This window comes from Streptococcus parasuis (assembly GCF_021654455.1).
Lineage (GTDB): Bacteria > Bacillota > Bacilli > Lactobacillales > Streptococcaceae > Streptococcus > Streptococcus parasuis.
The window spans coordinates 684,802-707,981 of sequence record NZ_AP024276.1 but is presented as its reverse complement, the minus strand read 5'-3'; the positions used below and the strand labels follow the sequence as shown (position 1 = coordinate 707,981).

Annotated in this window: 25 protein-coding genes and 1 tRNA gene; 7 read left to right on the top strand and 19 right to left on the bottom strand. The window is 39.9% G+C overall.

Annotated features, from left to right (window positions below; genetic code table 11):
- Positions 1–68 precede the first annotated feature (68 nt).
- Both murT and gatD read left to right on the top strand, forming a co-directional pair.
- On the top strand, positions 69–1,412 hold the full coding sequence (gene murT / locus L6410_RS03560; RefSeq protein ID WP_024396295.1) for a lipid II isoglutaminyl synthase subunit MurT: 1,344 nt from the start codon (positions 69–71) through the stop codon (positions 1,410–1,412).
- A complete protein-coding gene (gatD, locus tag L6410_RS03555) occupies positions 1,412–2,197 on the top strand; it encodes a lipid II isoglutaminyl synthase subunit GatD (RefSeq protein WP_024392402.1) in 786 nt (261 codons plus the stop codon). Before murT ends, gatD begins: the two co-directional genes overlap by 1 nt.
- Positions 2,198–2,924: 727 nt before the next feature.
- On the opposite strand, the gene hisE is transcribed toward gatD, so the two are convergent.
- From hisE to hisC, 11 genes are read right to left on the bottom strand one after another with little or no spacing between them, the layout of a single operon-like run.
- A complete protein-coding gene (hisE, locus tag L6410_RS03550; RefSeq protein ID WP_160864560.1) occupies positions 2,925–3,239 on the bottom strand; it encodes a phosphoribosyl-ATP diphosphatase in 315 nt (104 codons plus the stop codon).
- Positions 3,240–3,253: 14 nt separating this feature from the next.
- Positions 3,254–3,568 (bottom strand): phosphoribosyl-AMP cyclohydrolase, encoded by a 315-nt coding sequence (hisI, locus tag L6410_RS03545; protein ID WP_160864561.1) that lies wholly within the window; start codon positions 3,566–3,568, stop codon positions 3,254–3,256.
- Complete coding sequence (gene hisF, locus L6410_RS03540) at positions 3,568–4,326, bottom strand: imidazole glycerol phosphate synthase subunit HisF (protein ID WP_024392398.1); 759 nt, start codon at positions 4,324–4,326, stop codon at positions 3,568–3,570. Before hisF ends, hisI begins: the two co-directional genes overlap by 1 nt.
- 1 nt (position 4,327) lies before the next feature.
- Positions 4,328–5,047: a 1-(5-phosphoribosyl)-5-[(5-phosphoribosylamino)methylideneamino]imidazole-4-carboxamide isomerase gene (gene hisA, locus L6410_RS03535; RefSeq protein ID WP_237396101.1), complete on the bottom strand. Its 720-nt coding sequence runs from the start codon at positions 5,045–5,047 to the stop codon at positions 4,328–4,330.
- Positions 5,044–5,670: an imidazole glycerol phosphate synthase subunit HisH gene (hisH, locus tag L6410_RS03530; RefSeq protein WP_172016723.1), complete on the bottom strand. Its 627-nt coding sequence runs from the start codon at positions 5,668–5,670 to the stop codon at positions 5,044–5,046. Before hisH ends, hisA begins: the two co-directional genes overlap by 4 nt.
- A gap of 1 nt (position 5,671) precedes the next feature.
- Positions 5,672–6,256: an imidazoleglycerol-phosphate dehydratase HisB gene (gene hisB / locus L6410_RS03525; protein WP_237396099.1), complete on the bottom strand. Its 585-nt coding sequence runs from the start codon at positions 6,254–6,256 to the stop codon at positions 5,672–5,674.
- The gene (gene serB, locus L6410_RS03520) at positions 6,253–6,900 is read right to left on the bottom strand and encodes a phosphoserine phosphatase SerB (RefSeq protein ID WP_024396300.1); all 648 of its coding nucleotides are present in this window, start codon (positions 6,898–6,900) and stop codon (positions 6,253–6,255) included. The genes hisB and serB overlap by 4 nt, the downstream gene beginning before the upstream one ends.
- A complete protein-coding gene (gene hisD, locus L6410_RS03515; RefSeq protein WP_237396090.1) occupies positions 6,887–8,170 on the bottom strand; it encodes a histidinol dehydrogenase in 1,284 nt (427 codons plus the stop codon). Before hisD ends, serB begins: the two co-directional genes overlap by 14 nt.
- The gene (hisG, locus tag L6410_RS03510) at positions 8,167–8,814 is read right to left on the bottom strand and encodes an ATP phosphoribosyltransferase (RefSeq protein WP_160864567.1); all 648 of its coding nucleotides are present in this window, start codon (positions 8,812–8,814) and stop codon (positions 8,167–8,169) included. Before hisG ends, hisD begins: the two co-directional genes overlap by 4 nt.
- Before the next feature lies 1 nt (position 8,815).
- Positions 8,816–9,790 carry an ATP phosphoribosyltransferase regulatory subunit gene (locus L6410_RS03505; RefSeq protein ID WP_024404924.1) on the bottom strand — a complete coding sequence of 325 codons (975 nt, stop codon included), beginning with the start codon at positions 9,788–9,790 and terminating at the stop codon, positions 8,816–8,818.
- Complete coding sequence (gene hisC, locus L6410_RS03500) at positions 9,756–10,838, bottom strand: histidinol-phosphate transaminase (protein WP_172055701.1); 1,083 nt, start codon at positions 10,836–10,838, stop codon at positions 9,756–9,758. Before hisC ends, L6410_RS03505 begins: the two co-directional genes overlap by 35 nt.
- 404 nt (positions 10,839–11,242) lie before the next feature.
- On the opposite strand from hisC, the gene L6410_RS03495 reads away from it, so the two are divergent.
- Positions 11,243–11,986 carry a PHP domain-containing protein gene (locus tag L6410_RS03495; RefSeq protein ID WP_237396088.1) on the top strand — a complete coding sequence of 248 codons (744 nt, stop codon included), beginning with the start codon at positions 11,243–11,245 and terminating at the stop codon, positions 11,984–11,986.
- Between the two features lie 64 nt (positions 11,987–12,050).
- On the opposite strand, the gene ezrA is transcribed toward L6410_RS03495, so the two are convergent.
- From ezrA to L6410_RS03460, 7 genes are all read right to left on the bottom strand, one after another.
- Positions 12,051–13,775: a septation ring formation regulator EzrA gene (gene ezrA, locus L6410_RS03490; RefSeq protein WP_172075853.1), complete on the bottom strand. Its 1,725-nt coding sequence runs from the start codon at positions 13,773–13,775 to the stop codon at positions 12,051–12,053.
- Between the two features lie 88 nt (positions 13,776–13,863).
- Entirely contained in the window at positions 13,864–15,816 is a 1,953-nt protein-coding gene (gene gyrB / locus L6410_RS03485; protein WP_160864571.1) for a DNA topoisomerase (ATP-hydrolyzing) subunit B, read from the bottom strand.
- A 122-nt stretch (positions 15,817–15,938) separates the two neighbouring features.
- Complete coding sequence (locus tag L6410_RS03480; protein WP_024396308.1) at positions 15,939–16,481, bottom strand: DJ-1 family glyoxalase III; 543 nt, start codon at positions 16,479–16,481, stop codon at positions 15,939–15,941.
- A 7-nt stretch (positions 16,482–16,488) separates the two neighbouring features.
- Complete coding sequence (locus L6410_RS03475; RefSeq protein WP_237396085.1) at positions 16,489–17,727, bottom strand: FtsW/RodA/SpoVE family cell cycle protein; 1,239 nt, start codon at positions 17,725–17,727, stop codon at positions 16,489–16,491.
- A gap of 373 nt (positions 17,728–18,100) precedes the next feature.
- Positions 18,101–18,343, bottom strand: coding sequence for a type B 50S ribosomal protein L31 (locus L6410_RS03470; protein ID WP_012027466.1), 243 nt, complete (start codon positions 18,341–18,343; stop codon positions 18,101–18,103).
- 151 nt (positions 18,344–18,494) lie between these two features.
- Positions 18,495–19,523 carry an FAD:protein FMN transferase gene (locus tag L6410_RS03465; protein WP_237396083.1) on the bottom strand — a complete coding sequence of 343 codons (1,029 nt, stop codon included), beginning with the start codon at positions 19,521–19,523 and terminating at the stop codon, positions 18,495–18,497.
- Positions 19,510–20,454 carry a DHH family phosphoesterase gene (locus L6410_RS03460; protein ID WP_237396080.1) on the bottom strand — a complete coding sequence of 315 codons (945 nt, stop codon included), beginning with the start codon at positions 20,452–20,454 and terminating at the stop codon, positions 19,510–19,512. Before L6410_RS03460 ends, L6410_RS03465 begins: the two co-directional genes overlap by 14 nt.
- Before the next feature lie 94 nt (positions 20,455–20,548).
- On the opposite strand from L6410_RS03460, the gene L6410_RS03455 reads away from it, so the two are divergent.
- The 4 genes from L6410_RS03455 (at position 20,549) to L6410_RS03440 (ending at position 22,953) form a co-directional block, all read left to right on the top strand.
- On the top strand, positions 20,549–21,010 hold the full coding sequence (locus L6410_RS03455; RefSeq protein ID WP_024396312.1) for a flavodoxin: 462 nt from the start codon (positions 20,549–20,551) through the stop codon (positions 21,008–21,010).
- Positions 21,011–21,149: 139 nt separating this feature from the next.
- Positions 21,150–21,419, top strand: a complete 270-nt coding sequence (rpsN, locus tag L6410_RS03450; RefSeq protein WP_002940393.1) for a 30S ribosomal protein S14 — start codon at positions 21,150–21,152, stop codon at positions 21,417–21,419.
- 81 nt (positions 21,420–21,500) lie between these two features.
- Positions 21,501–21,779 carry a chorismate mutase gene (locus L6410_RS03445; RefSeq protein WP_024404233.1) on the top strand — a complete coding sequence of 93 codons (279 nt, stop codon included), beginning with the start codon at positions 21,501–21,503 and terminating at the stop codon, positions 21,777–21,779.
- Positions 21,769–22,953, top strand: coding sequence for a chloride channel protein (locus L6410_RS03440; protein WP_237396078.1), 1,185 nt, complete (start codon positions 21,769–21,771; stop codon positions 22,951–22,953). The genes L6410_RS03445 and L6410_RS03440 overlap by 11 nt, the downstream gene beginning before the upstream one ends.
- 107 nt (positions 22,954–23,060) lie before the next feature.
- Here the strand turns inward: L6410_RS03440 and L6410_RS03435 are convergent.
- Positions 23,061–23,132, bottom strand: a tRNA-Arg gene (locus L6410_RS03435).
- Positions 23,133–23,180 lie beyond the last annotated feature (48 nt).

Here is a 23,180-nt window from a genome sequence, read left to right as displayed (position 1 = left end):
CATATCATTGTGAAGTATCTCATAGTTCCATAATAGATAAACAGTATATTTTATGTTAAAATAGTCCCATGAAAATAAATACATTACTAGGGATTGCAGCAGGGAAATCCAGTCAATTTATCTTAAAAAAACTTGGACGTGGAACGACCCTTCCTGGCAAAATTGCCCTCAAATTCGATAAACATATTTTAGATAGTTTAGCTAAGGATTATGAAGTTGTCGTCATTACTGGAACAAATGGCAAGACGTTGACAACCGCATTAACAGTTGGAATTCTCCAAGAAGCATTTGGAGAAATCACAACCAACACAAGTGGTGCCAATATGATTACCGGGATTACAGCCACTTTTTTGTCAGCTAAGAAAAATAAGAATGGCAAAAAAATTGCTGTCTTGGAAATTGACGAAGCCAGCCTTGCACGTGTTACAGACTTTATTAAACCAAGCTTAATCGTTTTTACCAATATCTTCCGTGATCAAATGGATCGCTACGGTGAAATTTATACAACCTATCAGATGATTTTGGACGGGGCAGCCAAGGCTCCTCAAGCAACTATATTGGCAAATGGTGATAGCCCGCTCTTCAATTCAACTTCTGTTATCAATCCAGTTAAATACTACGGTTTTGCAACGGAAGAGCATGAGCCACGACTGGCCCATTACAATACTGAAGGCGTTCTTTGCCCACATTGCCACCAGATTATCCAGTACAAGCTCAATACCTATGCTAACTTAGGAAACTATATTTGTACCAACTGTGGCTTTAGCAGACCTGAGCTGGACTACAAGTTGACTGAGTTAAAGGAAATTACCAATACTTCTTCTACGTTCGTGATTGATGGTCAAGACTATAAAATCAATATCGGTGGTTTATACAATATTTATAATGCTCTTGCAGCAGTCAGTGTCGCTGAATTTTTCGGTGTTGCACCGGAAAAAATCAAGGCCGGTTTTGATAAATCTAAGGCAGTGTTTGGTCGCCAAGAAACCTTTAAGTTAGGAGATAAGGATTGCACACTTGTCCTTATCAAAAATCCAGTAGGTGCAACTCAAGCCATTGAAATGATGAAATTGGCCCCATATGACTTTAGTTTGTCAGTCCTACTTAACGCCAACTACGCTGACGGTATTGATACCAGCTGGATTTGGGATGCAGACTTTGAGCAAATAACCCAAATGGACATTCCACAAGTGTTTGCTGGTGGGGTTCGTTCATCAGAGATTGCCCGTCGCCTACGTGTGACTGGTTTTCCTGAAAACCAGATTGCTGAAACACCTAAACTGGAAGACATCGTGAGCTTAATAGAGCAATCTAGTAGCCAACACGCCTATATATTGGCTACATATACAGCTATGTTGGAATTTCGTGACCTACTCGCTCAGCGTCAAGCCGTTGGAAAGGAGATGAAATAATGGTCTATACCTCTTTAAAAAGCCCTGATAAAGACTATCAATACGATCTCCATATCGCTCACCTTTACGGCGACTTGATGAATACCTATGGTGATAATGGCAATATTCTTATGCTCAAATATGTTGCTGAAAAGCTGGGGGCGCGAGTTCAGGTGGACATCGTTTCCCTGACAGATGAATTTGACAAGGATTTCTACGACATCGCCTTTTTCGGCGGTGGACAGGACTATGAACAATCTATTCTTGCAAAAGATTTACCAACTAAAAAAGACAGCCTGGCAGACTTCATCGAAAACGATGGTGTCATGCTAGCCATATGTGGAGGATTCCAATTACTCGGTCAATATTATATTGAAGCAGGTGGACGTAAAATTGACGGTTTAGGCATTTTAGGTCATTATACACTCAACCAGACTAATAATCGCTATATTGGGGATATCAAAATTCATAATGATGAATTTAATGAGACCTACTATGGATTTGAAAATCACCAAGGTCGAACTTTCTTGGCTGATAATCAGAAACCGCTAGGTAATGTTGTCTATGGTAATGGGAACAACAAGGAAGATGGAGGAGAGGGTATGCATTACAAAAATACCTTTGGTAGCTACTTCCATGGTCCCATCTTGTCTCGCAATGCCAACTTAGCGTATCGGTTAGTCACAACAGCTCTCCGTAAAAAATATGGTCAAGACATCCCACTTGCAAGCTACGCAGACATTCTCAGTAAAGAAGTTGCTGAAGAATACGGCGATGTTAAAAGCAAAGCAGAATTTGAAAAGTAATTTCAATCAGAGATTGATTTTTCGATATTATACTCGAGAAATTTTTTCAGCCAAAAAAATCAGATGCTCATAACAATGAACATCTGATTTTTATTTCCATCAACTATCTAATTCTATGAAAATCGAAAATAGCCTAGTTTCAACTATCTGGTAGACAGTTGAAGTCTGGAAATATTGCGAACTGTCTTCGGGACATGAAACCGAAGATATTACTCTGTTACTTTCTCATTCGACTATAACAGGCTAAGGCTGGGCTCAAACCCAGAGCCACTTCTCAGAGTTCGTGTCAACATATCTGATTGCACTTACAATCTGGGAGATTATTAGCGGTAGGAAATAAAACAAGCGAAGTTTGTGTCAAAATAGTCCAGTGGAGTGGATTAAAACAGTCAGGGAAGTGACTGTTTTAACCCGAGCTAAAAAAGAAAAGTGAGGCTTGTTTAGTGAACTGTTCCAGCTGGTCACCGTAAAATTAGAAGGTGACCACAGAAGCCCGAACCTACATATTTGGAAGTGAGAGGAACTCTTTTTGACCTGGTCAATGTCTTTCCCACTCCACTCATCAAGGCTCTTGTCAACGGATAATTTTGATTTTCGAAGAGTGTAAGTCAAAGATTTACTACCCTACCCTAGCCTAACTTAAACATATTGGTTAACTGGAAGTAACGGAAATCAAAGATATTAATTTCTTTCGATTAGTTCCCCTAAATTAGCTCCCCTAAATTCACTAGTAATTGCTGATTTCTTTTCTGTCGGTTGTTTTACTTATTTTTCCTTGACGTTCAATTAATACAGCTTCTACATCTTGAGGTGATACTTCTGTTTCCACTAAAAGTACTGCTAAATGGTAGAGCAAATCAGCAACTTCTTGAGAAATTTCATCTTTATCTGCATTTTTTGCAGCGAGTACAACTTCTGTCGATTCTTCTCCGACTTTTTTCAAGATTTTATCCAAGCCTTTGGTATAAAGGTAATTGGTATAAGAACCCTCTCTGGGGTTGGTTTTACGATCTAGAGCTTCTTGATATAGGGTATTGAGCATCTTTTTTCCTTTCCTTACAAAATATCATTAAAGAAACAACTGTATGCACCTGTGTGGCAGGCAGCAACTGTTTGTCGAACGGATACCAGGAGAGTATCATTGTCACAATCCGTTTTTATGGAGACTACCTCTTGAAAATGTCCACTCGTTGCGCCTTTATGCCAAAGCTCCTGGCGAGAACGACTCCAGTAGTGCATTTGCCTGGTACTTAGTGTTTTTTCATAGGCATCTTGATTCATGTAAGCGAGCATGAGGACCTGACCTGTTTGGTAGTCTGTAACAATCACAGGTATCAGTCCCCCCTGCTTTTCAAAATTTAACTGTACCATCACACTCTTACCTCTATTCCACTTTGTCGCATAGCCTGCTTAGTATCAGCAATGCTCACTTCACCATAGTGAAATATAGAAGCAGCCAACGCTCCAGTAGCAGGAGTTTGTTCAAAAACCTCTAAGATATGTTGGCTATTGCCCGCACCACCTGAAGCAATGATCGGAACCGTCACTACATTAGCCACAGCATTGAGCATTTCGATATCAAAACCAGACTTGGTGCCATCCTTATCCATGCTGGTTAAAAGGATTTCACCAGCACCAAGGGAAACTACCTTTTTGGCCCAGTCAAGTAGGTCAATACCTGTATCTTTTCTACCACCTGCTACAAAGACATGCCAGGAACCATCCTCTACTTTTTTTGCATCTATTGCCACCACTACACATTGATTACCAAACTTTTCTGCACAGTCCGCAATGAGTTGTGGATTTGCAACAGCTGATGAATTTACAGAAACCTTGTCGGCACCAGCCTTTAGCATCTTATTCATATCTTCGACCGACCGAATACCTCCACCAACTGTAAAAGGAATAAAAACCTGCTCTGCAACTCGGCGTACCATATCAACAGTCGTATCTCGTTCTTCATGGGTTGCCGTAATATCAAGGAAAACTAGTTCATCACAACCAGCTTCATAATAGGCTTTGGCAGCATCAACAGGATCCCCCACATCAGTTAAATTGACAAAATTAACGCCTTTAACCACTCGGCCGTCTTTGACATCAAGGCAAGGAATAATGCGTTTCGCTAACATATTATTCCTCCACTTCAACCAGTTCAGCAAGGCTAATTCTTCCACTATAATAAGCCTTGCCTACGATCGTACCGTAAACACCAATTGCTTTTAATTGTTCCAAATCACTGAGAGCATGAATACCACCAGAAGCAATTACTTTAGCACTTGTGAGTTTTGCAATTAACTCTTTGTAATGAGCAAAGTTGGGACCTGCTAGCGTTCCATCGCGATCTACATCTGTATAAACAAATAAGCGGACACCAATTTTTTCCATTTCTAAAGCAAGCTGAACAAAGTCTACATCACTGGTTTCAAGCCACCCTTCCGTTGCGACACGACCAAATTTTGCATCAATCCCTACAACGATTCTATCACTGCCAAACTGAGCTAGTGCCTCTTGCACAAAAGAAGGATTTTTGACAGCCATAGAACCAATAATCACACGATCAATACCAACTTCCAAATAGTCCGCAATCTGCTCAATGGTGCGAATTCCCCCACCAACTTGTATGTTCAAATCGGTCTCCTGTTTTAACTGAGCAATTAAATCACGGTTGGCAGCCCGCCCTTCCAAAGCTCCATCCAAATCCACAACATGGATAAAATCAATACCAGCTTCTTTGAATAGTTTAGCTTGTCCAATCACATCTGGATTAACAACTGTCTCTTGACGAAAGTCTCCTTTGAACAGACGAACAGCGCGACCTTCTCTTATATCTATGGCTGGATAAATCTTCATATCCCACCTCTACTTTCTAGTTGACAAACTTGAGCAAAATTCCGCAAAATACCTAGGCCAATCTCACCTGATTTTTCAGGGTGAAATTGCGCACCATACACTTTTTCTTTGGATATCATAGCTGGAATTTCTTGGCTATAAGAGGCCGTTACATCCAAATATTTATTGGGAATATCTGTAAAATAACTATGGACAAAATAGACAGATTTTCCATCTAAATCACTAGTGAGTGGATTCTGTTGTCTCGTTTGCAAAACATTCCATCCCATGTGGGGGACAGGATATCCAGCCTCTGGTAGGATTGGCCGACACGTTCCAGGAATCAGTCCTAAACCTTGAGTTGGCTGGTGTTCCAATCCTTCTTCAAGAAGCAACTGCATCCCGAGACAAATTCCCAAGAGTGGTGTTCCACCAGCTACAGCCTCCTTAATGGCTGGGATGAGTTGGCGTTTTTCCAACTCCGCCATTGCAGAAGGAAAGGCTCCTACTCCAGGCAATATTAATCCTTGGGCCTTCCGAATTTTCTCTGGATTTGCAGACAATACTGCTTCTACCCCAATACTCTTTAAAGCTCGCAATACATTTGCAGTATTTCCAGCATCATAATCAATTACAATCATCATCTTACAAGATCCCTTTTGTTGAGTTAACCCCTTGAATCTCAGGGTTTATCGTGATTGCTTCTCGTAAAGCACGACCAGTAGCCTTGAATAAACTTTCTGATTTGTGATGACTATTCTTTCCATGTAATATTTTTAAGTGGAGATTCATTTGTAGATTGAAGGCCAACGCTTGAAAGAATTCTTCCACTAATTCAGTATCAAAATCTCCTAATTTTGGATTGTCAAAATGAGCATCAAAAACCAGGTAAGAACGACCAGAAAGATCAAGACTAGCCATTCCAAGCGTTTCATCCATGGGTACAAAGCTAGTTCCATAGCGGTTGATGCCTTCTTTTTTACCTAAGGCTTCTCTTATAGCTTGTCCTAAAACAATTCCCACATCCTCAACAGTATGGTGACTATCCACCCAAGTATCTCCATCTACAGTAACAAGGAGTGAAATGCGACTATGACGGGCGAAAAGCGTCAGCATATGGTCAAAAAAACCTACACCTGTTGCAATCTCAACAGGTTCTTGCTGATCCAGATTTACCGTCAACTTGATTTTTGTTTCAAAAGTGTTACGTTCAATACATGCTTGTCTCATGCAGTTACCTCATCAATAATTTCAATCGCCTTATACAAATTTTTCTCTGTGATACGGTAAGGAGCGGCTTGTTCAACAATTGGTTTAGCACAAAAAGCAATTCCAATACCCGCCACCTGAATCATAGGTAGGTCATTGGCTCCGTCTCCCATGGCAACCGTATCCTTCAGTTCTAAGTCATTGTCTAAAGCCCAAGCTTTCAACTGAGTTTTTTTTACATCCTTAGTCACAATTTCACCAAGAACACGACCTGTTAATTTACCATTGATAATTTCCAAGTGGTTAGCTTTAACATAATCGAGATTGAGTCGCTCCGCTAGAATATCCACCGTTTGATGGAAGCCGCCTGAAACAACTGCAACCTTATAACCTCGCTTATGCAACTCTGCTACCAGTTCTTCTGCCCCAGGTGTGAAATGAATACGTCCTAAGATAGTATCCAGAACTGTTTCTGGCAAGCCTTTTAACAGGGCAACACGTTCCCGAAGTGCTTCTTCAAAATCTAACTCTCCCCGCATGGCACGCTCGGTAATACTTGCAACCTGTTCGCCTACCCCTGCTTCCTCGCCTAATAAATCAATTCCTTCTTCCATGATCAAGGTGCTATCCACATCCATGACCAATAATCCTTTAACTTTCTTCATTTCTCACCTCAATTGCACGTGCATGAGCAGCCAAACCTTCTGAATATGCCAAGGTTGTAATGGCCTGACTGGCTGCTTGTACAGCTTCCTTACTATATTGTGTATACTGAATACGCTTGATAAAATCATGAACTCCCAATGCTGAATAAAAACGGCTGGTTCCAGATGTAGGAAGGACGTGATTGGTCCCTGCAAAATAATCTCCAATAGGCTCGCTAGTAAAATGTCCTAAAAAGATAGAGCCTGCATGTTTGACAAATGGAAGATATTCATAGGCATTTTCCATTGCAATTTCCAAATGTTCTGGAGCAACCAAATTCATCAGCTCAAACATTTCATCTACTGTTTCTGTGAGGATAATCCGTCCATTATCAGCAATTGATGCTGCTGCAATTTCCTTTCTAGGTAGTGATTCAAGCTGCCGTTCAATTTCTTGTTCTACTTCTTGAGCCAGTTTGGCCGAATTAGTCACTAAAATAGCTCGTGCCAACTTATCATGTTCAGCTTGTGATAATAAATCCGCAGCAACATAGACAGGGTTAGCTGTTTCATCCGCAATCACCCCAATTTCGGATGGTCCAGCTATCATATCAATTCCAACCAAACCATAAACTAGTTTTTTTGCCGTTGCTACATAAATATTGCCCGGACCGGTTATCTTATCTACCTTGGGAATAGACTCCGTTCCATATGCAAGAGCAGCAATGCCATGAGCCCCACCCACCTGATAAATCTTGTCTACACCAGCTAGTTTTGCTGCAACCAATATAGCTGGATGATAGGTTTCCTGTGGAGGAGTAATCATTACAATTTCTGAAACACCAGCAATTTTAGCTGGAACAACATTCATTAAGACAGATGAAGGATAGGCAGCAGTACCACCTGGGACGTAGACTCCAACCCTCTCCAATGGACGAATCAACTGACCACGGATAACACCAGTTGATGGTTGATCTTCAAATCCCCTTTCAACCTGTTGCAGATGGTAGGATTCAATATTCGCCTTCGCTTTTTGTAAGGCAGAAAAGATTTGCGGATCAATAGCCGCAAAGGCTTCATCAATCATCTCATCAGAAACAGCCAGTTGTTCCACATGAATACCATCAAACTGTTGATTGTAACGTCTAAGAGCCTCATCACCATTTTGAGCAACATCGGCCATGATGTCTTTAACAACTTCTTCAACAGATACAGTTTCTGCATTTAGTGCAATCTGTTCTTCATAGAGAAGCTGTGCAATTTCTTGACTTTTTCCACTTAATCGTTTCATGTAAAGGGTACCTCCTCATTTCCAACAATCGATTCTAATTTTTCAATAAACTCTCGAATTTGGGGTTTGTTCTTTATACTCGCCTTATTGACAATCAATCTTGTCGAAATGCGACAAATATCTTCGAAAACTACAAGACCATTAGCAACTAAGGTATTTCCAGTTTCCACAATATCCACAATAGCATCTGCCAACCCTAATACTGGAGCAATTTCCACACTGCCTTGTATAGAAATGATTTCAACATCTTCACCTTTTTTATTAAAATGTTCCATGGCAACAGTTGGATATTTGGTCGCAATACGCTTGCGCTTATGGTCACTTGGATTGTATGTAGGAATGGAAGCTACTGAAAATTTACAAAGTCCAAAATTTAAATCCAGCATTTCAAGAAAACCAGTTGGGTGCTCAATCAGCACATCCTTGCCAACAATCCCTAAATCTGCAACTCCATGTCGAACATAGGTCGTAACATCAGGAGCCTTGACCAATAAAAATCGAAACTGCCCATCTGGACTTTCAAAAATCAAGTTTCTCCCTTTTTCCATCATAAAGGACATATCAAATCCAGCTTTTTCAAGTAAAGCAAGCGTTTCTTTCTCAATCCGCCCTTTGGTTAGAGCAATGGTTACTTGTTCCACCATCTTACTGGCCTCCTTCATAATCAATATTCTTACGGATTGCTTGATAAACCGCATCAATCTCTAAAGCCCATCCAACCGCTGTCAGTTTCTGAGCACCAAATCGCTCAAATAATTTATCATATCGCCCTCCAGATAAGAAGGCATCCGGTACCTGCTGATCAAAAACCTTAAACATCATACCGGTATAGTATGGAACAGTTGGCAGTTGCGCTAAATCTACAGTTACGATACCTAAGTCTTTCTCAATGAAGGCAATCAATTCTTCTAATTGATCAAAGGCCTTGAGTAATTGAGAATTAGTCACTACTTCCCGAGCTTGTCTCAAGACCGTCCCACTCACTCCAAATAAATAAGGAAGCCTGCGAATAAAGCCATCAAATTCACTAGGGTGTCGCTTGGTAAATTCATTCAACTTAGTGATATTTTTATCTCGAATATGGAGGGAGAGTTCATTTGCAAGTTCACCAGTCAATTCAAGATGATCGAAGATGGTCCTTAAAATTGCCGCATGAGAAAACTCAAATTTATATCCCTTTAATCCAAGCTTATCAAGAGCTTCCTTCGCACTAGAAATGGCATCCTGATATGCTACTTGAGCAGGAAAGCCAATAATTTCGATACCAGCCTGGGTTCGCTCATTTTCCAACCCCCGCATCAACTCCTGACTTTGAAAAACCTTGCCAGAGTATGAAAATTTAATTGGTGTGTGCACCCGTGTTGAGGCAATTACTCTGGCAATTTGACTGGTAATATCTGGGCGTAGGCTAAGTAATTGACCTTCTTTATCAAATAAATGGTAATTATCTCTATTTACTTGATCAGAAAATACTTCAAAATGTTCCAATGTTGGTGTCTCAATCCGATGAAATCCTCGTTCCATTAAGAGATCACTAACAGTTCTTTCAATTTCATAAGTTGCTTTGGCCCGTTTAAACAGTTTATCATGTAAGCCCTGTGGCAATGTTCGTTTGTTCATGACAATATTCCTTTATTTTTAATAGGACAGTTTCCATTTCCTTCTGCGTTCCAATGGAAATACGAAGCCAATCCTGAATTCGTTCCTGGGAAGGAAAATAGCGTATATAAATATTTTCTTTTTCTAAATAGGCAAACAGCTCCTCCGCCTTAACCAACGAGGGTTTGACTAAAAGAAAATTTGTTGATGAAGGTAAGACATCGAAGTTTAAGCCACCTAATTCATTTGCAAACCAATCACGTGTTTCCATAATGGCTTGGCAAGATTCTTGATAATATGACCAATCTTCCACTGCTGCAAGTGCAAGTGTTTCTGAAATTGCATCAACATTATAGGGATTGATCGAATTGCGAACAGCTTGAATCACACTTATGAGTTGCTTAGAGCCTACACCGTATCCAACTCGCAATCCTGCTAGAGAAGCATCTTTAGAAAATGTACGAGTAATAAATAAATTCGGATATTTATCAAGAAGCCCCAATGCTGACTGTCCACCAAAATTGACGTAGGCTTCATCAACTATAACCACTACTTGTGAGTTGGCTTTCAATACAGCCTCAATCTCATCTAAGGTCTGAAAACGCCCTGTCGGTGCATTTGGATTGGTTAGAATAATACCTCCACATTCCCTCTGATAGTCAGCTACATGCCAACTAAAATCATTTCTCAAAGGAACCTCCTCATAAGGAACACCATAGAGTTGAGCCCATACCTTATAGAACCCATAGGTTAGATCTGGAAATAACACAGGTGATTCAGTTTGAAAAAAAGCAAGGAAAGCCATGGAAAGAATATCATCTGAACCATTTCCTATCACAAACTGCTCCGGATCCAACCCATGCTGATGCGCAAGTGCCTGACGCAACTCAGCCTGATCTAAGCTAGAGTAGCGCCGGAGGTGTTTTCCTTCAAATTTCGCCAATGCATCTATAACAGCTGGACTTGGACCATAGGCATTTTCATTTGTATTAAGCTTAATCATATTTTCTACCTTTGGCTGTTTTCCAGCTATGTAAGGTTCAATTTTTCTCAGTCCTTTTAGTTCCATTTTATCCTCCAAAATCAAAAAACCACATGCGAAGTCCTTGTATCAGGACGTTTGCACGTGGTTCCACCTTCATTCAGATATATGTCGCCACATATCCCTCAGGAAGTCTAAGACTTCAGCTCGTAACGTGAGCAGACGTCAATTGCTATTGAGTCTTTCAACCGTTCACAACTGCACTCAAGAATGTGTGCCCTAATCATTGTATCCTTTCAGCAACTAGATACTCTCTGCAAGTGATTTGGGATTGTTTCTATCTTCGATTTTCTATTTTGTACTATTTTACCAAATTTTTAAGAAATTGCAAGAATTATCAGAATTTTTTATGATAATCCTAACCTTCGCCTTTAAAGTAAGTCTTGCTCAAGATTCCAGCTTCTGTTACAATAGAAAAAAGGAGGTTTGCCATGCGAGATAACCATTTGCACACTCATCATTCCTATGACTCAGAAACAGATTTTAAAGATTATTTGGATCAGTACGATGGCGAAATTGTGACAACAGAACATTTTGACTTATCCAACCCTTACAGCAAACAGGACGATGTACCCGACTATGAAGCCTATTCTAAAGAAATAGCTGAGCTAAACAAACAATACAATAACCGCATCAAAAAAGGAATTGAAATTGGCTACTTCCAGCCACGCGAAGCAGATATTCTTTCTTATCTGGCTGATAAAGAGTTTGATCTAAAACTACTCTCCGTCCACCATAATGGAGTAAATGACTACTTAGACGATGAAGTAGCTGACATGGATATGCATACCATCATAAGTGACTACTTAGATCGACTAGAATACGCTATCGGACGCGTTGAGGCTGATGTTCTTGCCCATTTTGACTATGGATTTCGTCTCTTCGACTTATCCGTCAAGGATTTACAGAAATATGAACCACAGTTAATTCGTATTTTTCAAAAAATGATCGAAAATAATCTTGCATTTGAATTAAATGCAAAGAGTATCTACCTCTACCATCACGAAGACCTTTACCGTTATGCACTTTCTCTGGTTCAACAATTGGGATGCCAGCGCTACTCAATTGGATCTGATGGTCATAAACTGGCCCACTTCAGATTAGGCTTTGATCAGCTCGAATCCTTATTAGAAGAATACTCTATTTCTAGAGAAGAAGTCATCAATTACCAATAGGACTTACAAAAAAGACCAGTACATCGCTTTTCCTAATGCGATATACTGGTCTTTTCGTCTTTGTTTAATAGCGAATGGCTTCGCGAGTTTTTTCATATGAACGAACGAAACGTTCTGTTACACCAGGCTCAACTGTCTCCAATGCAAATGAAATTTCTTCAAAAGAGGCTTGATAATCAAACTCTTTTTCAAAAATAGCTAAAGAACGATTAAAAGCTTTTTGAACATTCTCATCGAATGAACGGTAACGGTTAGAATATTGTAAGAGTTGCTCTGTCAAAGTTGCATTTTGTACAATTAAATAAGCTAACTCTTCCAGTTGATTCATATCGTAAGTAGCATTTTCTAATAAACGGTTAACCACTTCGATGTTAATTCGTTTATAGTCCAATTCAGAAATCAATGCCTCAACATGATCGCTTGTTCTGAAGAAACTTGCTAAGAACTCACCAGGAATGCCTGGCATATTGCGTTTTTCCATGTAGCGTTTCAAGGTATGAAGCTTATTGATATAAAGTGTAGCTTTTTTACGCGCTGCATTTTCTGAAATTTCTTGTGACTTCAGATACTCTGCAAGTACCAATTGCTCTTCTTCGATTTCTTTCAATGTTGATAAAGCATGTTCTAGACGCTCTTTTACAATTGAATAAGCAACTTGTGGAGTCTCAATCTCATCAACACTTTCAGTCACAACTATTTCAATGGACTCCAAACGTTTTTTCAATTGATTAATACGAGACAATTTACTTTCTGCCAACAAATAACTTGCATTTAAACGAGAAGCTTCTTCGTCAAGTTTCGCAGTATTTTCTGTGACATGCGCCAAGAATTTTGGCAAGGTATTACTAATCTTCACAACTGCTTTATGAGCTTCGATTTCACGAGTGAACAATTGATAAAGGTTATCCAGTTTAGCTTGAATCTCTTCATTTTCAACTTCAGCTGCATCCAAATCAAAAGATACAACCAATGCTGTATTTTCACGAATAGAGACACGAATATTCTGGAATTGGGACTCAACATCACTATCAGTAAACAGGTAGTTTTGTTCCACTAACTTGCGATACCCAGTTTCCAAATCATCTAATTGATCTGGGAATGATTTTTCAACCTTTTCAATCAAATTAGGAATACGATCCATAATTTGATTCAGGGCAATCATATGTTCTTCCGTCTTATCAAGAATTTCAGACGCCTCGATTGGGTCACCAGATGAATTTAACATGACAAACTCAGAGAATTCGACTTCAATATTCTTCAACAGTTTCTCTAATTCTGGCAAGGTTTCACCAAAACTATCAGCATTATCTCGAACTGTTTCCTGTAAACTATCGAAGAGATTCAATGCATGTTTCACGCGACCAGAATTTTTCTCCTCTTGTTCTTTTAACTCAACCAGTCCGTGGCGAATAGCTTCAATATCTTCCTCAACCAAATTAATCTGGCTTTCAATACTATCAATTGCATTTTTTGCGCTAATGAATCGGAAAGAATTGTTAAAACCTTCAGCTTCAAAAATATGATTTTCAATATCAGCAAATGAATTGAGTGATAAATCCACCCATTTTTGATTCCACTCACGGAATGTAACTTGGCTTTGACCAATCAAATGAAGTGCCTTAACGGCCTCCACTTCCTGATTCACTGGCAGATTAAATAAATCTTCCTTGCGCTCTTCTAATGCAACCAAAAGGTTATCATTACGTTTGCGAACAATCAGACAGGCTACATAGGCAATGATTAAAATAATAACAATCGAAATGATTAAAATGATTGTTCCAGTAGGCATGTAAATCTCCTTAGTTTCATAATGATTACGAGTAAATATCGCTTAATTATACCATATCTTACTAGCGATTGCACTATTTTTTTCATTTTTACACATCTAGTGTTGAATACACGGCATTTTCTTCGATAAACTCTCGACGAGGTTCAACCTTATCCCCCATCAGCATATCAAATATCTTGTCAGCTTCTGCAGCATCATCAACTGAAACACGCGCCATTAAACGGTTTTCTGGATTCATGGTTGTCTCCCATAATTGATGATCATCCATCTCTCCCAAACCTTTATAACGCTGAATAGTTGGCTTAGAGCGTCCTGTACTATGTCTCTCTAAAGCGTCTTGTAATTCCTGCTCTTGATTGACACCTGGTTGAATATACTCTTTAATATCGCTTCCAACCTTAACACCATAGATAGGTGGTTGTGCAATGTAGACATATCCTGCTTCAACAATCGGACGCATGTAGCGGTAGAATAAAGTCAAAAGGAGAGTACGAATATGAGCACCATCCACATCGGCATCCGTCATGATGACTAATTTTTGGTAACGAGCCTTGGTAACATCAAAATCCGCTCCAAACCCAGTCCCCATAGCAGTAAATAAGCTACGGATTTCTTCATTAGCCAAAATCTTATCCATACTCGCTTTTTCAACGTTCAAGATTTTACCACGAATTGGCAAGATTGCCTGAAACTCACGATTACGTCCAGATTTTGCTGATCCGCCAGCTGAATCCCCCTCAACGATAAACAACTCTGTCTTTGTTGCATCATTCGATGAACAATCAGCTAACTTACCGGGAAGGTTGGAAATCTCAAGACCTGACTTCTTGCGAGTGACTTCACGCGCACGCTTGGCTGCAATACGAGCCTTGCTTGCCAGAATCCCTTTCTCAACAATCCGTCGAGCAATCTGTGGATTTTCCAACAGAAACTCTGCAAAAGCATCAGAAAAGAGGCGATTTGTTATTTTTACAACTTCGCTATTTCCAAGTTTTGTCTTTGTTTGTCCTTCAAATTGCGGTGCAGGATGCTTAACAGAAATGACTGCTGTCAAACCTTCTCGAACATCTTCACCAGTTAGATTGTCTTCATTTTCCTTTAGGATTTTATTCTTTTTAGCGTAATCATTGATGACACGAGTCAATGCTGTACGGAAACCTTGTTCGTGAGTACCGCCTTCATGAGTATGGATATTATTGGCGAAACTGATGACATTTTCATGGTAACTTGTTGTATATTGCATAGCAACCTCAACAGTAATATCCTCCATCTCACCCTCAGTGTAAATTGGTGTCTCAAAAATCACATCTTTATTTTCATTGAGGTATTCAACATAAGAGGCAATCCCGCCTTCATAATGGTATTCCTTGGTTTGTTCCAAGCCCTCCCGTTTGTCAGTAATTGAAAGATTTAAACCACGGTTTAGAAATGCAAGTTCTTGAATCCGCTTGTTTAATTTAGCAAATTCAAATTCAGTTGTTTCAGTAAAAATCTCAGGGTCTGGTGTGAAATGAACAGTTGTACCAGAACGGTCTGTATCACCTATTACTTTCAAATCTGCAACAACTTCACCTCTTCGGTATTCTTGGTAATAAACTTGACCATTTTTATAGACTCGTACATCCAATTGAGTAGACAAGGCATTTACAACAGAAGAACCAACGCCGTGCAAACCACCAGATACCTTGTAGCCACCTCCGCCAAACTTACCTCCGGCATGGAGCACTGTGAAGACAGTCTCAACAGCTGGACGACCCGTTTTTTCCTGAATATCAACAGGAATACCGCGTCCATTATCAATAACGGTAATAGAATTATCTGGCTCAATGAAAACTTCAATTTTGTTCGCAAATCCCGCTAACGCCTCGTCAATCGAGTTATCGACAATTTCCCACACCAAATGATGTAGACCTTCTTTAGATGTAGAACCAATATACATCCCTGGACGCATACGAACAGCTTCCAGACCTTCTAGAACTTGGATTTGACTGGCATCATACTCTTGAGCTTTTTCTTGTAAATCTTTGATTTCTTCTGTCATTTTTCTTCCTTTATCGCTATTAAAAACATTCTAGTGAATACCTTTCATTATAGCATATTTTTTACTAATTTAACAGTAAAAAAGAAAGGTAGATGACTCTCATTCTACCTTTCCCATTCTACTTAATTACGGCGATAAACCATCTTCTTAGCTAATTCATGCCCATCATTGCCAAACATATCTACCAACGTATAAGCAAATTCCAGACTGGTTCCTGCCCCACGACTTGTAACGATTGGACCATCAACTACAACTACTTCTTCAATATGATTCCCTGATTGAATATCCTGTTCCATACCTGGATAGCACGTGTAATTTCTGTTCTCCAATAAGCCAGCTCTGTCCAACACAATAGGAGCAGCACAGATAGCAGCAACAACTTTACCAGTGTCAACAACAGCCTGTAAGTCCGCAATCAATTCACTATGATCACGAAGGTTTGTAGCACCTGGCATCCCCCCCGGCAATACAACAAGATCATAGGAAGTTAATTGTCCCGAAAACCTTGTATCAGCTTCCACACGAATTCCATGAGAACCTTCAACCGTTCGATCCAGCAATCCTATCATATGACAGTCAAATCCAGCCCTACGAAAAATATCAACAGGTGCCAAAGCCTCGATTTCTTCAAAACCCGGTGCCAACATTACTGCAACTTTTACCATATGAAACCTATCTTTCTACACGTTTGATCGTGATTTTTTTAAATTTACGTGAATGATCATTGTCTCTTTCATTCGACAAATGATACTGGTAACCCATGGACAAAATCAATCCTATACCAATTAAGTTGGCTACCATTGATGATCCACCTTGTGAAATAAAAGGTAAAGGAATACCTGTCAAAGGCAATAATCCAGTTGCTGCACCAATATTCTCAAAAACGTGGAACAAAAGCATCATGATATAGCCTGTAGATATGTAGGTATAGTATTTGTTGTTCGATTTCAAGGTAACCCGTAACATTCTATAAATTAACAATAAATATAGACCAATCAATACACTACTACCTATAAAACCAAAATCCTCAGCGATAACAGTAAAAATCATATCACTTTCACGAACTGGGATGAGTAAATTAGTCTGATTAAATCCAATCCCTTTTAAACCACCACTTCCAATCGCAATGAGACTTTGTGCCTGTTGATAGGTCGTAGTTTGAGCATTTTTAAAGGGATCCAACCAAGCGGAAATCCGGTTGATTTGATAGGTGTCCATTCCCAAATTATGCAAAAGAGTTGTTCCACCAGGTGAAATAAAAATCAACATAAAGCCAGTCACCAAAACGAAAGCAACAAGGCTAATGGGCAACAATATTTTCCACGATACTCCTGATAAAAGAACCATTCCGCAAAAAATAGCAATGAAAACCAAGGATGTACCTAAATCACTTTGTAAGGCCAATAATGCCAAAACAGGAATGGTAAAGAGTGTCAAATATCCTATTAATTTGAAATCATTCTTTATGGACTGTTCTTCATGGTACTGGTGAAATGTAACAATCACTCTTGCCAACATGATGATGTATGAGATTTTCACAAATTCAGAAGGTTGAAACAGCGTTGTATCTCCAATCGTAACCCAGTTCTTAGCACCTGTTGAAGCAACTAAATCCGGACTGTAGAAAAATAATGGAAGAACCATCAATCCTAAACCAAAAACATATAGAAACGGTGTAATTTGCCATAAGAACTTGGTAGAAAAAAACATGACGAAGAAGGCGGCAACAACTCCAATTCCTATCCATGCAACCTGTTGCCCAACCATCTGAAGTACAATATCAGGATAATCCTGACTAACTGCGATATACAATGAGAGTATACCTACAACTAGTAAAAAAAAGACGAGTAGAATAAGTGAATAATCTATTCGACTATCAATTGTTCCTCTGTTATTCATGAATGACCTCATACTTTCAACTCAAATACTAACTCTTTCCATTATAGCAAAAAAAGACTGGTCATTGAAATCAAAAGTTGCAATGTATAGCCAAAATCGTAAAAGTTCAAACTAGTTCAATCTCATCAAGGCATAATAAACCAATTGACGGAACAACCACTACTTTAAACAGTAATACATCCATAAAACGAAAACACAAAAGAAAAAACGGCTGAAAAGTTTGCCCAATTCATGAGTATGTAAACCAATGGCAATCATTTTGGCAATCACGCACGAAAATAGCCCTCTCCAATTTCTAGAGTCAAAGAAAAAATGGTCCACTGGACCATAACTCGCTCTTTTGTTTTCAAGCTCGTGAAAAAACAGTCCGTTAAGGACTGTTTTTTTATTTGAGACCGTATTTTTTGTTGAAACGATCCACACGTCCATCTGCTTGAGTGAACTTTTGACGTCCAGTATAGAATGGGTGTGAGTCTGATGAAATTTCCACACGGATCAATGGGTAAGTTTCACCTTCGAATTCAACTGTTTCGTTAGATTTCTTAGTTGAACCGCTAAGGAACTTGTAGCCAGTAGTTGTGTCCATGAAGACAACAGTGCGATATTCTGGATGGATATCTTTTTTCATTATAAAAATTCCTTTCTGCCATGGTCTCTTTTTCGAGCCATAGATTATAACCATTTAATTTTACCAAAAGTTTTTCCTTCTGGCAAGTCTTTTAAACCAATTTTTAACTATTTTAGGAAATTTCAAAAACTCCCAAAAACCATTTCAAAAACTAAAGTGCTGATGCACCCGAAGCTACATCAGATGTGACCCTTGCTCCAAATCCCCCTCTTGAAGGACTGCCCAAGCTATCAGAAATCCTTTCTTTACCAGCAAGAACTTTCTCAGAAAGCCCTGAGGTCACTAGAATCCTGCCATCCAGCCCAATCAGAACCGCTTCGATACCATCCGTTTCTTCTACCATCTTATAAATCCGAGTTATTTCTTGACCAAACAGTCGAGTCGTCCAAATCTCACCATCAACAGATTGTTTGGACACAATGGTCAAACTTGCCAGCTGCGACTCGATTGGATAGCCAGTCTCAGGACTCAAAATATGATGATAGGTCTTTCCATTCACGGTAAGGGTTCTTTCGTAAATACCAGAGGTGACTACCGATTCTTCTCCTATTTTGAGGACGAGGGCATTTTCACCACGTAGTTTCTGAGGATCCTGTATACCAATTCGCCAATAGCCATCCGCATTGTGAGGAGCTTGACCAAAGGTCAGGACATTGCCACCCAGGTTAATCAATCCAGCTTCCACACCTATTCTTTTCAAGAAGTCGACAATCTTATCTGCTACATATCCTTTAGCAAGAGCACCTAGATCAATCGCCATGCCTTCTTTTCTCAAATAGACTGTTCGCATTTGGTCATCTAACTCAATGTCCCTTGGATTGATGAGTTGGAGTTTTTCACTGATCATTTCTTGAGTTGGAAGTTTGGCATCGCTAAATCCAATCCGCCAGCTTTGCACAAGGGGACCAATGGTAATATTCAAAAAAGATCCCTGAGCCAGACTGTGTTCTTTGCCCAATTTAATCAATTCATACAGGTCATCGGCAACAGGAACCGCCTGAACACCAGCATTGAGGTTGACCTCCATCAATTCAGAAGTCAAATCATTAGCAGAAAACCGATCCTTATAGAGATAGAGAAGCTCTTCTACCTGATCCAAAATTGGTTCTGCCTGAGGATGCCATATTCTGGTTTCAATGACAGTGCCCATAAGCCGAAGGGAACGACTACTTGCTTGCATTCCTCACTACCTCTTGGATTTCTTGGTATATTTGCTCATTTTCGGAGAGTGAATAAGAGTTAGCACCACTTGCTAGTGGGTGGCCACCGCCATCGTGGCGTTTGGCAATCTCGTTGATTGGAAGATACTTACTGCGCAAACGGACTCTGTAATTTCCGTCAGTTTGTTCCACAAAAATCCCCCAAGATTGAACGATTCCAATCCGTCCTGGTGCACCTACGATAAAGGAAGTGTCCGCATCGGTCACGCCATATTTTTCGAGAATATCCTGTGTCAAAACGACACGTGCCGCACCATGTTCATCCACTTCCAAGTTGTCGTAGACGTAACCTGTCAACTTGGCAATCTTGAAATCAATGGTATCCATCTGGCGAGACATCCTTGCAAAGTCAAAATCTTCTTGGCGGAGACGAGCGACAATCTCAAAGGTGCGCGAGCTGGTTGCTGGATAGAGAAAGCGGCCTGTATCGCCCACAATTCCTGCATAGAGTAGACGAGCAATCTCTCCATCTAGTTCCAGTTGGCTCTGGATGGCCAGTTCCGCAATCATTTCACTGCATGAACTGGCTTCCGTATTGACCCAGAGCAGGTCGCCATAAGGCTCTTCGTTGGGGTGATGATCGATTTTAATCAAGAAATCTCCTTGAACATAGCGGTCGTCATCCACACGCGCTGTATTGGCAGTGTCTGTCACGATAACCAAGGCTCCTTGATAGTCTTGGTCTGCAACTACGTCCATTCCTGACATCCAAGCAAGATTTGGTTCCTCAAAACCGGTTACCTTGATGGTTTTTTCAGGAAAATTCTTCTGCAAGAGTTTCTGCAAGCCAACTTGACTACCAATGGCATCCGGATCCGGACGTTTGTGGCGATGAATGATGATTGTATCGTTTTCTTGAATTTTTTCAATAATTTTACTGTAAATTGTCATAGCAACTCCTTTTCATCATTTTAGCATAAACTTCCCCTTTTGAAAATGATAGGAGTGTGGTATAATGGGATTACTATGTAATTTGGAGGAAATTATGGCACTAGCAAAAATAGTTTACGCTAGTATGACTGGTAACACAGAAGAAATCGCTGACATCGTCGCCAGTAAGCTAGAAGAGTTAGGCTTAGAAGTACAGGTTCACGAATGTACGACTATTGAAACAGAAGAAATCTTGGATGCTGACCTTATCGTGGTAGCCAGCTACACCTATTCTTACGGTGGAGATGGTGAACTTCCAGATGAAATTGTTGATTTCTATGCTGACTTAGCTGACTTAGATTTGACTGGTAAAGTGTACGGTGTGTGTGGATCTGGTGATACCTTCTATGATGACTTCTGCAGTGCAGTAGACGACTTCGATGTCATGTTGGGTTCACGTGGTGCAACTAAGGGTGCCGAAAATGTTAAGGTAGATCTTGCCGCTGAAGATGAGGATATTGTTAACCTTGAGCAATTCGCAACTGACCTTGTTGCAAAATTAGATACTTTGAATTAATTGACAAACAGACTGGCTTATCAATAGGTCTAGTCTGTTTTCTTTTAGCCATTTATTAAGATTGTACACCTATTGTTTGCAATCTTTATTTTTTTGATATATAATTAACTGGTTAAGTTTTTAAAAAAAGGAGAATTTTATGGCTAAAAAATCAAAAATGGCACGCTATCAGAGGCAATTGGAATTAATCGAACGTTACGCAGATTTGCGAAAAAGTCTCAAAGAAAAAGGTGACTACCAAGCACTCAGAAAATTGCCTCGCGACTCAAATCCAAATCGGCTGAAATACAGAGACCGGACAGATGGCCGTCCGCATGCTTATATGCGAAAATTCGGTGTGAGTCGAATTACATTCCGTGAATTAGCTCATCTTGGTCAACTCCCTGGGGTTAAAAAAGCAAGTTGGTAAAGATTCTTAACAAGGCTGGTTTTCCGCCTTGTTTTTTGTTATACTAAAAACCAACTGAAACAATCTCTGGAGGAGTTAATTATGGATTTAGACATGATTCGTTCACAAATTAATCAGCTTGATGAGGAACTTGTTGCACTATTGGAAAAACGAATGGAACTTGTTGATCAAGTCGCAGCCTATAAACGAGCAACAGGTAAGCCTGTTTTGGATACCAGCCGAGAAAAAGCTATCCTTGAAAGAGTTGGAAAATTAGTTCAAAAGGATGATTACCGCTCTGCCATTCAAGCAACCTTTAGTGATATGATGGCCCAATCAAGAGCCTATCAATCTTCCAAGCTAGCGAATCATGAGGAATAAGAGGAAACAAGCCATCCAACTCCTTTTCTTTTCCAGCTTAATTGGAGTCGGTGCAGGAATTATCACCACACTTTTTGGAAAAATTCTACTAGGAGTTGGAGACTTACGATCTGAATATTTTACTTTTCTAATCCCCTTTTTACCACTTGCAGGTGTGTTGATTGTTTTCATTTATCAAAAATGGGGGAGGGAAGTCCAAGCAGGTATGGGCTTAGTCTTCAAAGCTGGACAAGGTGAGAATGTGCAAATTTCTCCAGTTCTCATTCCGCTCATCATCTCTACAACTTGGCTCAGTCATCTTTTTGGCGCTTCCGTTGGTCGCGAGGGGGTAGCTGTTCAACTTGGTGCCAGTCTCTCGCATTGGTTACAAAAACATGGTTTCACACACTTGCCCAAAGACATGATAACAAAGATTGGTATGGCCGCAGGTTTTGCTGGGCTATTTCAAACACCATTGGCTGCTAGTTTCTTTGCCATTGAGGTTTTAGTCGTTGGCCAATATTCTTGGACAAGTCTTCCCTATTGTCTAGTTGCCGCTTTCACGGCTTCTACTACTTCCCATTTATTGGGATTAGAAAAATTTTCCCACACTATTTCATCTTTTTCATTCCAGTTTACAGATAGTTTCAAATGGCTATTTATTGCCCTTTGCTTCGGTTTCATCGGCAATTTATTTGCCTGGTTTTTGGCACAAGCAAAAAATATCTCAACTCGATGGCTTCCAAATCCTTACATTAAAATAGCTATCATGGGAGTCGGACTGACCGTTCTACTATTCTTCTTTCATCAAGGTCGTTATACTGGTTTGGGAACCAATTTGATTGACGCCAGTTTAGCTGGGGAACAGGTGTTTGCTTACGATTGGCTACTAAAACTCCTACTCACCTGTCTTTGTTTGGCTGCAGGTTTTCAAGGAGGCGAAGTCACTCCCCTCTTTGCGATTGGAGCAAGTGCTGGGGCTGTTTTAGCAGGATTACTAGGACTACCAACTGAACTTGTTGCAGCCCTTGGGTATTGTGCCGTATTTGGAACAGCCACCAACACCTTACTAACTCCGGTATTTATTGGGTATGAGGTATTTGGAGCCAACCTAATCCCCTATGCCATTCCTGTACATGCCATAGCTTATCTAATAAACAGAAAACCGACTATTTATGGGGAGCAAGTGAGATGAAAGTATTGGATTCATAATTTGCCCCTTTCTTGCCCCTCAGTCACATTTTAGCCAAACCAAAACCCTTGAAAATATTAATATTTCAAGGGTTTTCGTTATTTTCTATATCTCCCCTGCAGGAATCGAACCTGCAACTAATTCTTAGGAGGAATTTGTTATATCCATTTAACTAAGGGAAGTCTGCCTTTCTATTGTAACTCAGAAAAGGACAGAATGCAAGACTGAGA

What these genes read in the sequence shown, in the direction of transcription:
- murT (WP_024396295.1), top strand. Translation starts at nt 69, where the DNA reads ATGAAAATAAATACATTACTAGGGATTGCAGCAGGGAAATCCAGTCAA.
- gatD (WP_024392402.1), top strand. Translation starts at nt 1,412, where the DNA reads ATGGTCTATACCTCTTTAAAAAGCCCTGATAAAGACTATCAATACGAT.
- hisE (WP_160864560.1), bottom strand. Translation starts at nt 3,239, where the DNA reads ATGCTCAATACCCTATATCAAGAAGCTCTAGATCGTAAAACCAACCCC.
- hisI (WP_160864561.1), bottom strand. Translation starts at nt 3,568, where the DNA reads ATGGTACAGTTAAATTTTGAAAAGCAGGGGGGACTGATACCTGTGATT.
- hisF (WP_024392398.1), bottom strand. Translation starts at nt 4,326, where the DNA reads ATGTTAGCGAAACGCATTATTCCTTGCCTTGATGTCAAAGACGGCCGA.
- hisA (WP_237396101.1), bottom strand. Translation starts at nt 5,047, where the DNA reads ATGAAGATTTATCCAGCCATAGATATAAGAGAAGGTCGCGCTGTTCGT.
- hisH (WP_172016723.1), bottom strand. Translation starts at nt 5,670, where the DNA reads ATGATGATTGTAATTGATTATGATGCTGGAAATACTGCAAATGTATTG.
- hisB (WP_237396099.1), bottom strand. Translation starts at nt 6,256, where the DNA reads ATGAGACAAGCATGTATTGAACGTAACACTTTTGAAACAAAAATCAAG.
- serB (WP_024396300.1), bottom strand. Translation starts at nt 6,900, where the DNA reads ATGAAGAAAGTTAAAGGATTATTGGTCATGGATGTGGATAGCACCTTG.
- hisD (WP_237396090.1), bottom strand. Translation starts at nt 8,170, where the DNA reads ATGAAACGATTAAGTGGAAAAAGTCAAGAAATTGCACAGCTTCTCTAT.
- hisG (WP_160864567.1), bottom strand. Translation starts at nt 8,814, where the DNA reads ATGGTGGAACAAGTAACCATTGCTCTAACCAAAGGGCGGATTGAGAAA.
- L6410_RS03505 (WP_024404924.1), bottom strand. Translation starts at nt 9,790, where the DNA reads ATGAACAAACGAACATTGCCACAGGGCTTACATGATAAACTGTTTAAA.
- hisC (WP_172055701.1), bottom strand. Translation starts at nt 10,838, where the DNA reads ATGGAACTAAAAGGACTGAGAAAAATTGAACCTTACATAGCTGGAAAA.
- L6410_RS03495 (WP_237396088.1), top strand. Translation starts at nt 11,243, where the DNA reads ATGCGAGATAACCATTTGCACACTCATCATTCCTATGACTCAGAAACA.
- ezrA (WP_172075853.1), bottom strand. Translation starts at nt 13,775, where the DNA reads ATGCCTACTGGAACAATCATTTTAATCATTTCGATTGTTATTATTTTA.
- gyrB (WP_160864571.1), bottom strand. Translation starts at nt 15,816, where the DNA reads ATGACAGAAGAAATCAAAGATTTACAAGAAAAAGCTCAAGAGTATGAT.
- L6410_RS03480 (WP_024396308.1), bottom strand. Translation starts at nt 16,481, where the DNA reads ATGGTAAAAGTTGCAGTAATGTTGGCACCGGGTTTTGAAGAAATCGAG.
- L6410_RS03475 (WP_237396085.1), bottom strand. Translation starts at nt 17,727, where the DNA reads ATGAGGTCATTCATGAATAACAGAGGAACAATTGATAGTCGAATAGAT.
- L6410_RS03470 (WP_012027466.1), bottom strand. Translation starts at nt 18,343, where the DNA reads ATGAAAAAAGATATCCATCCAGAATATCGCACTGTTGTCTTCATGGAC.
- L6410_RS03465 (WP_237396083.1), bottom strand. Translation starts at nt 19,523, where the DNA reads ATGCAAGCAAGTAGTCGTTCCCTTCGGCTTATGGGCACTGTCATTGAA.
- L6410_RS03460 (WP_237396080.1), bottom strand. Translation starts at nt 20,454, where the DNA reads ATGACAATTTACAGTAAAATTATTGAAAAAATTCAAGAAAACGATACA.
- L6410_RS03455 (WP_024396312.1), top strand. Translation starts at nt 20,549, where the DNA reads ATGGCACTAGCAAAAATAGTTTACGCTAGTATGACTGGTAACACAGAA.
- rpsN (WP_002940393.1), top strand. Translation starts at nt 21,150, where the DNA reads ATGGCTAAAAAATCAAAAATGGCACGCTATCAGAGGCAATTGGAATTA.
- L6410_RS03445 (WP_024404233.1), top strand. Translation starts at nt 21,501, where the DNA reads ATGGATTTAGACATGATTCGTTCACAAATTAATCAGCTTGATGAGGAA.
- L6410_RS03440 (WP_237396078.1), top strand. Translation starts at nt 21,769, where the DNA reads ATGAGGAATAAGAGGAAACAAGCCATCCAACTCCTTTTCTTTTCCAGC.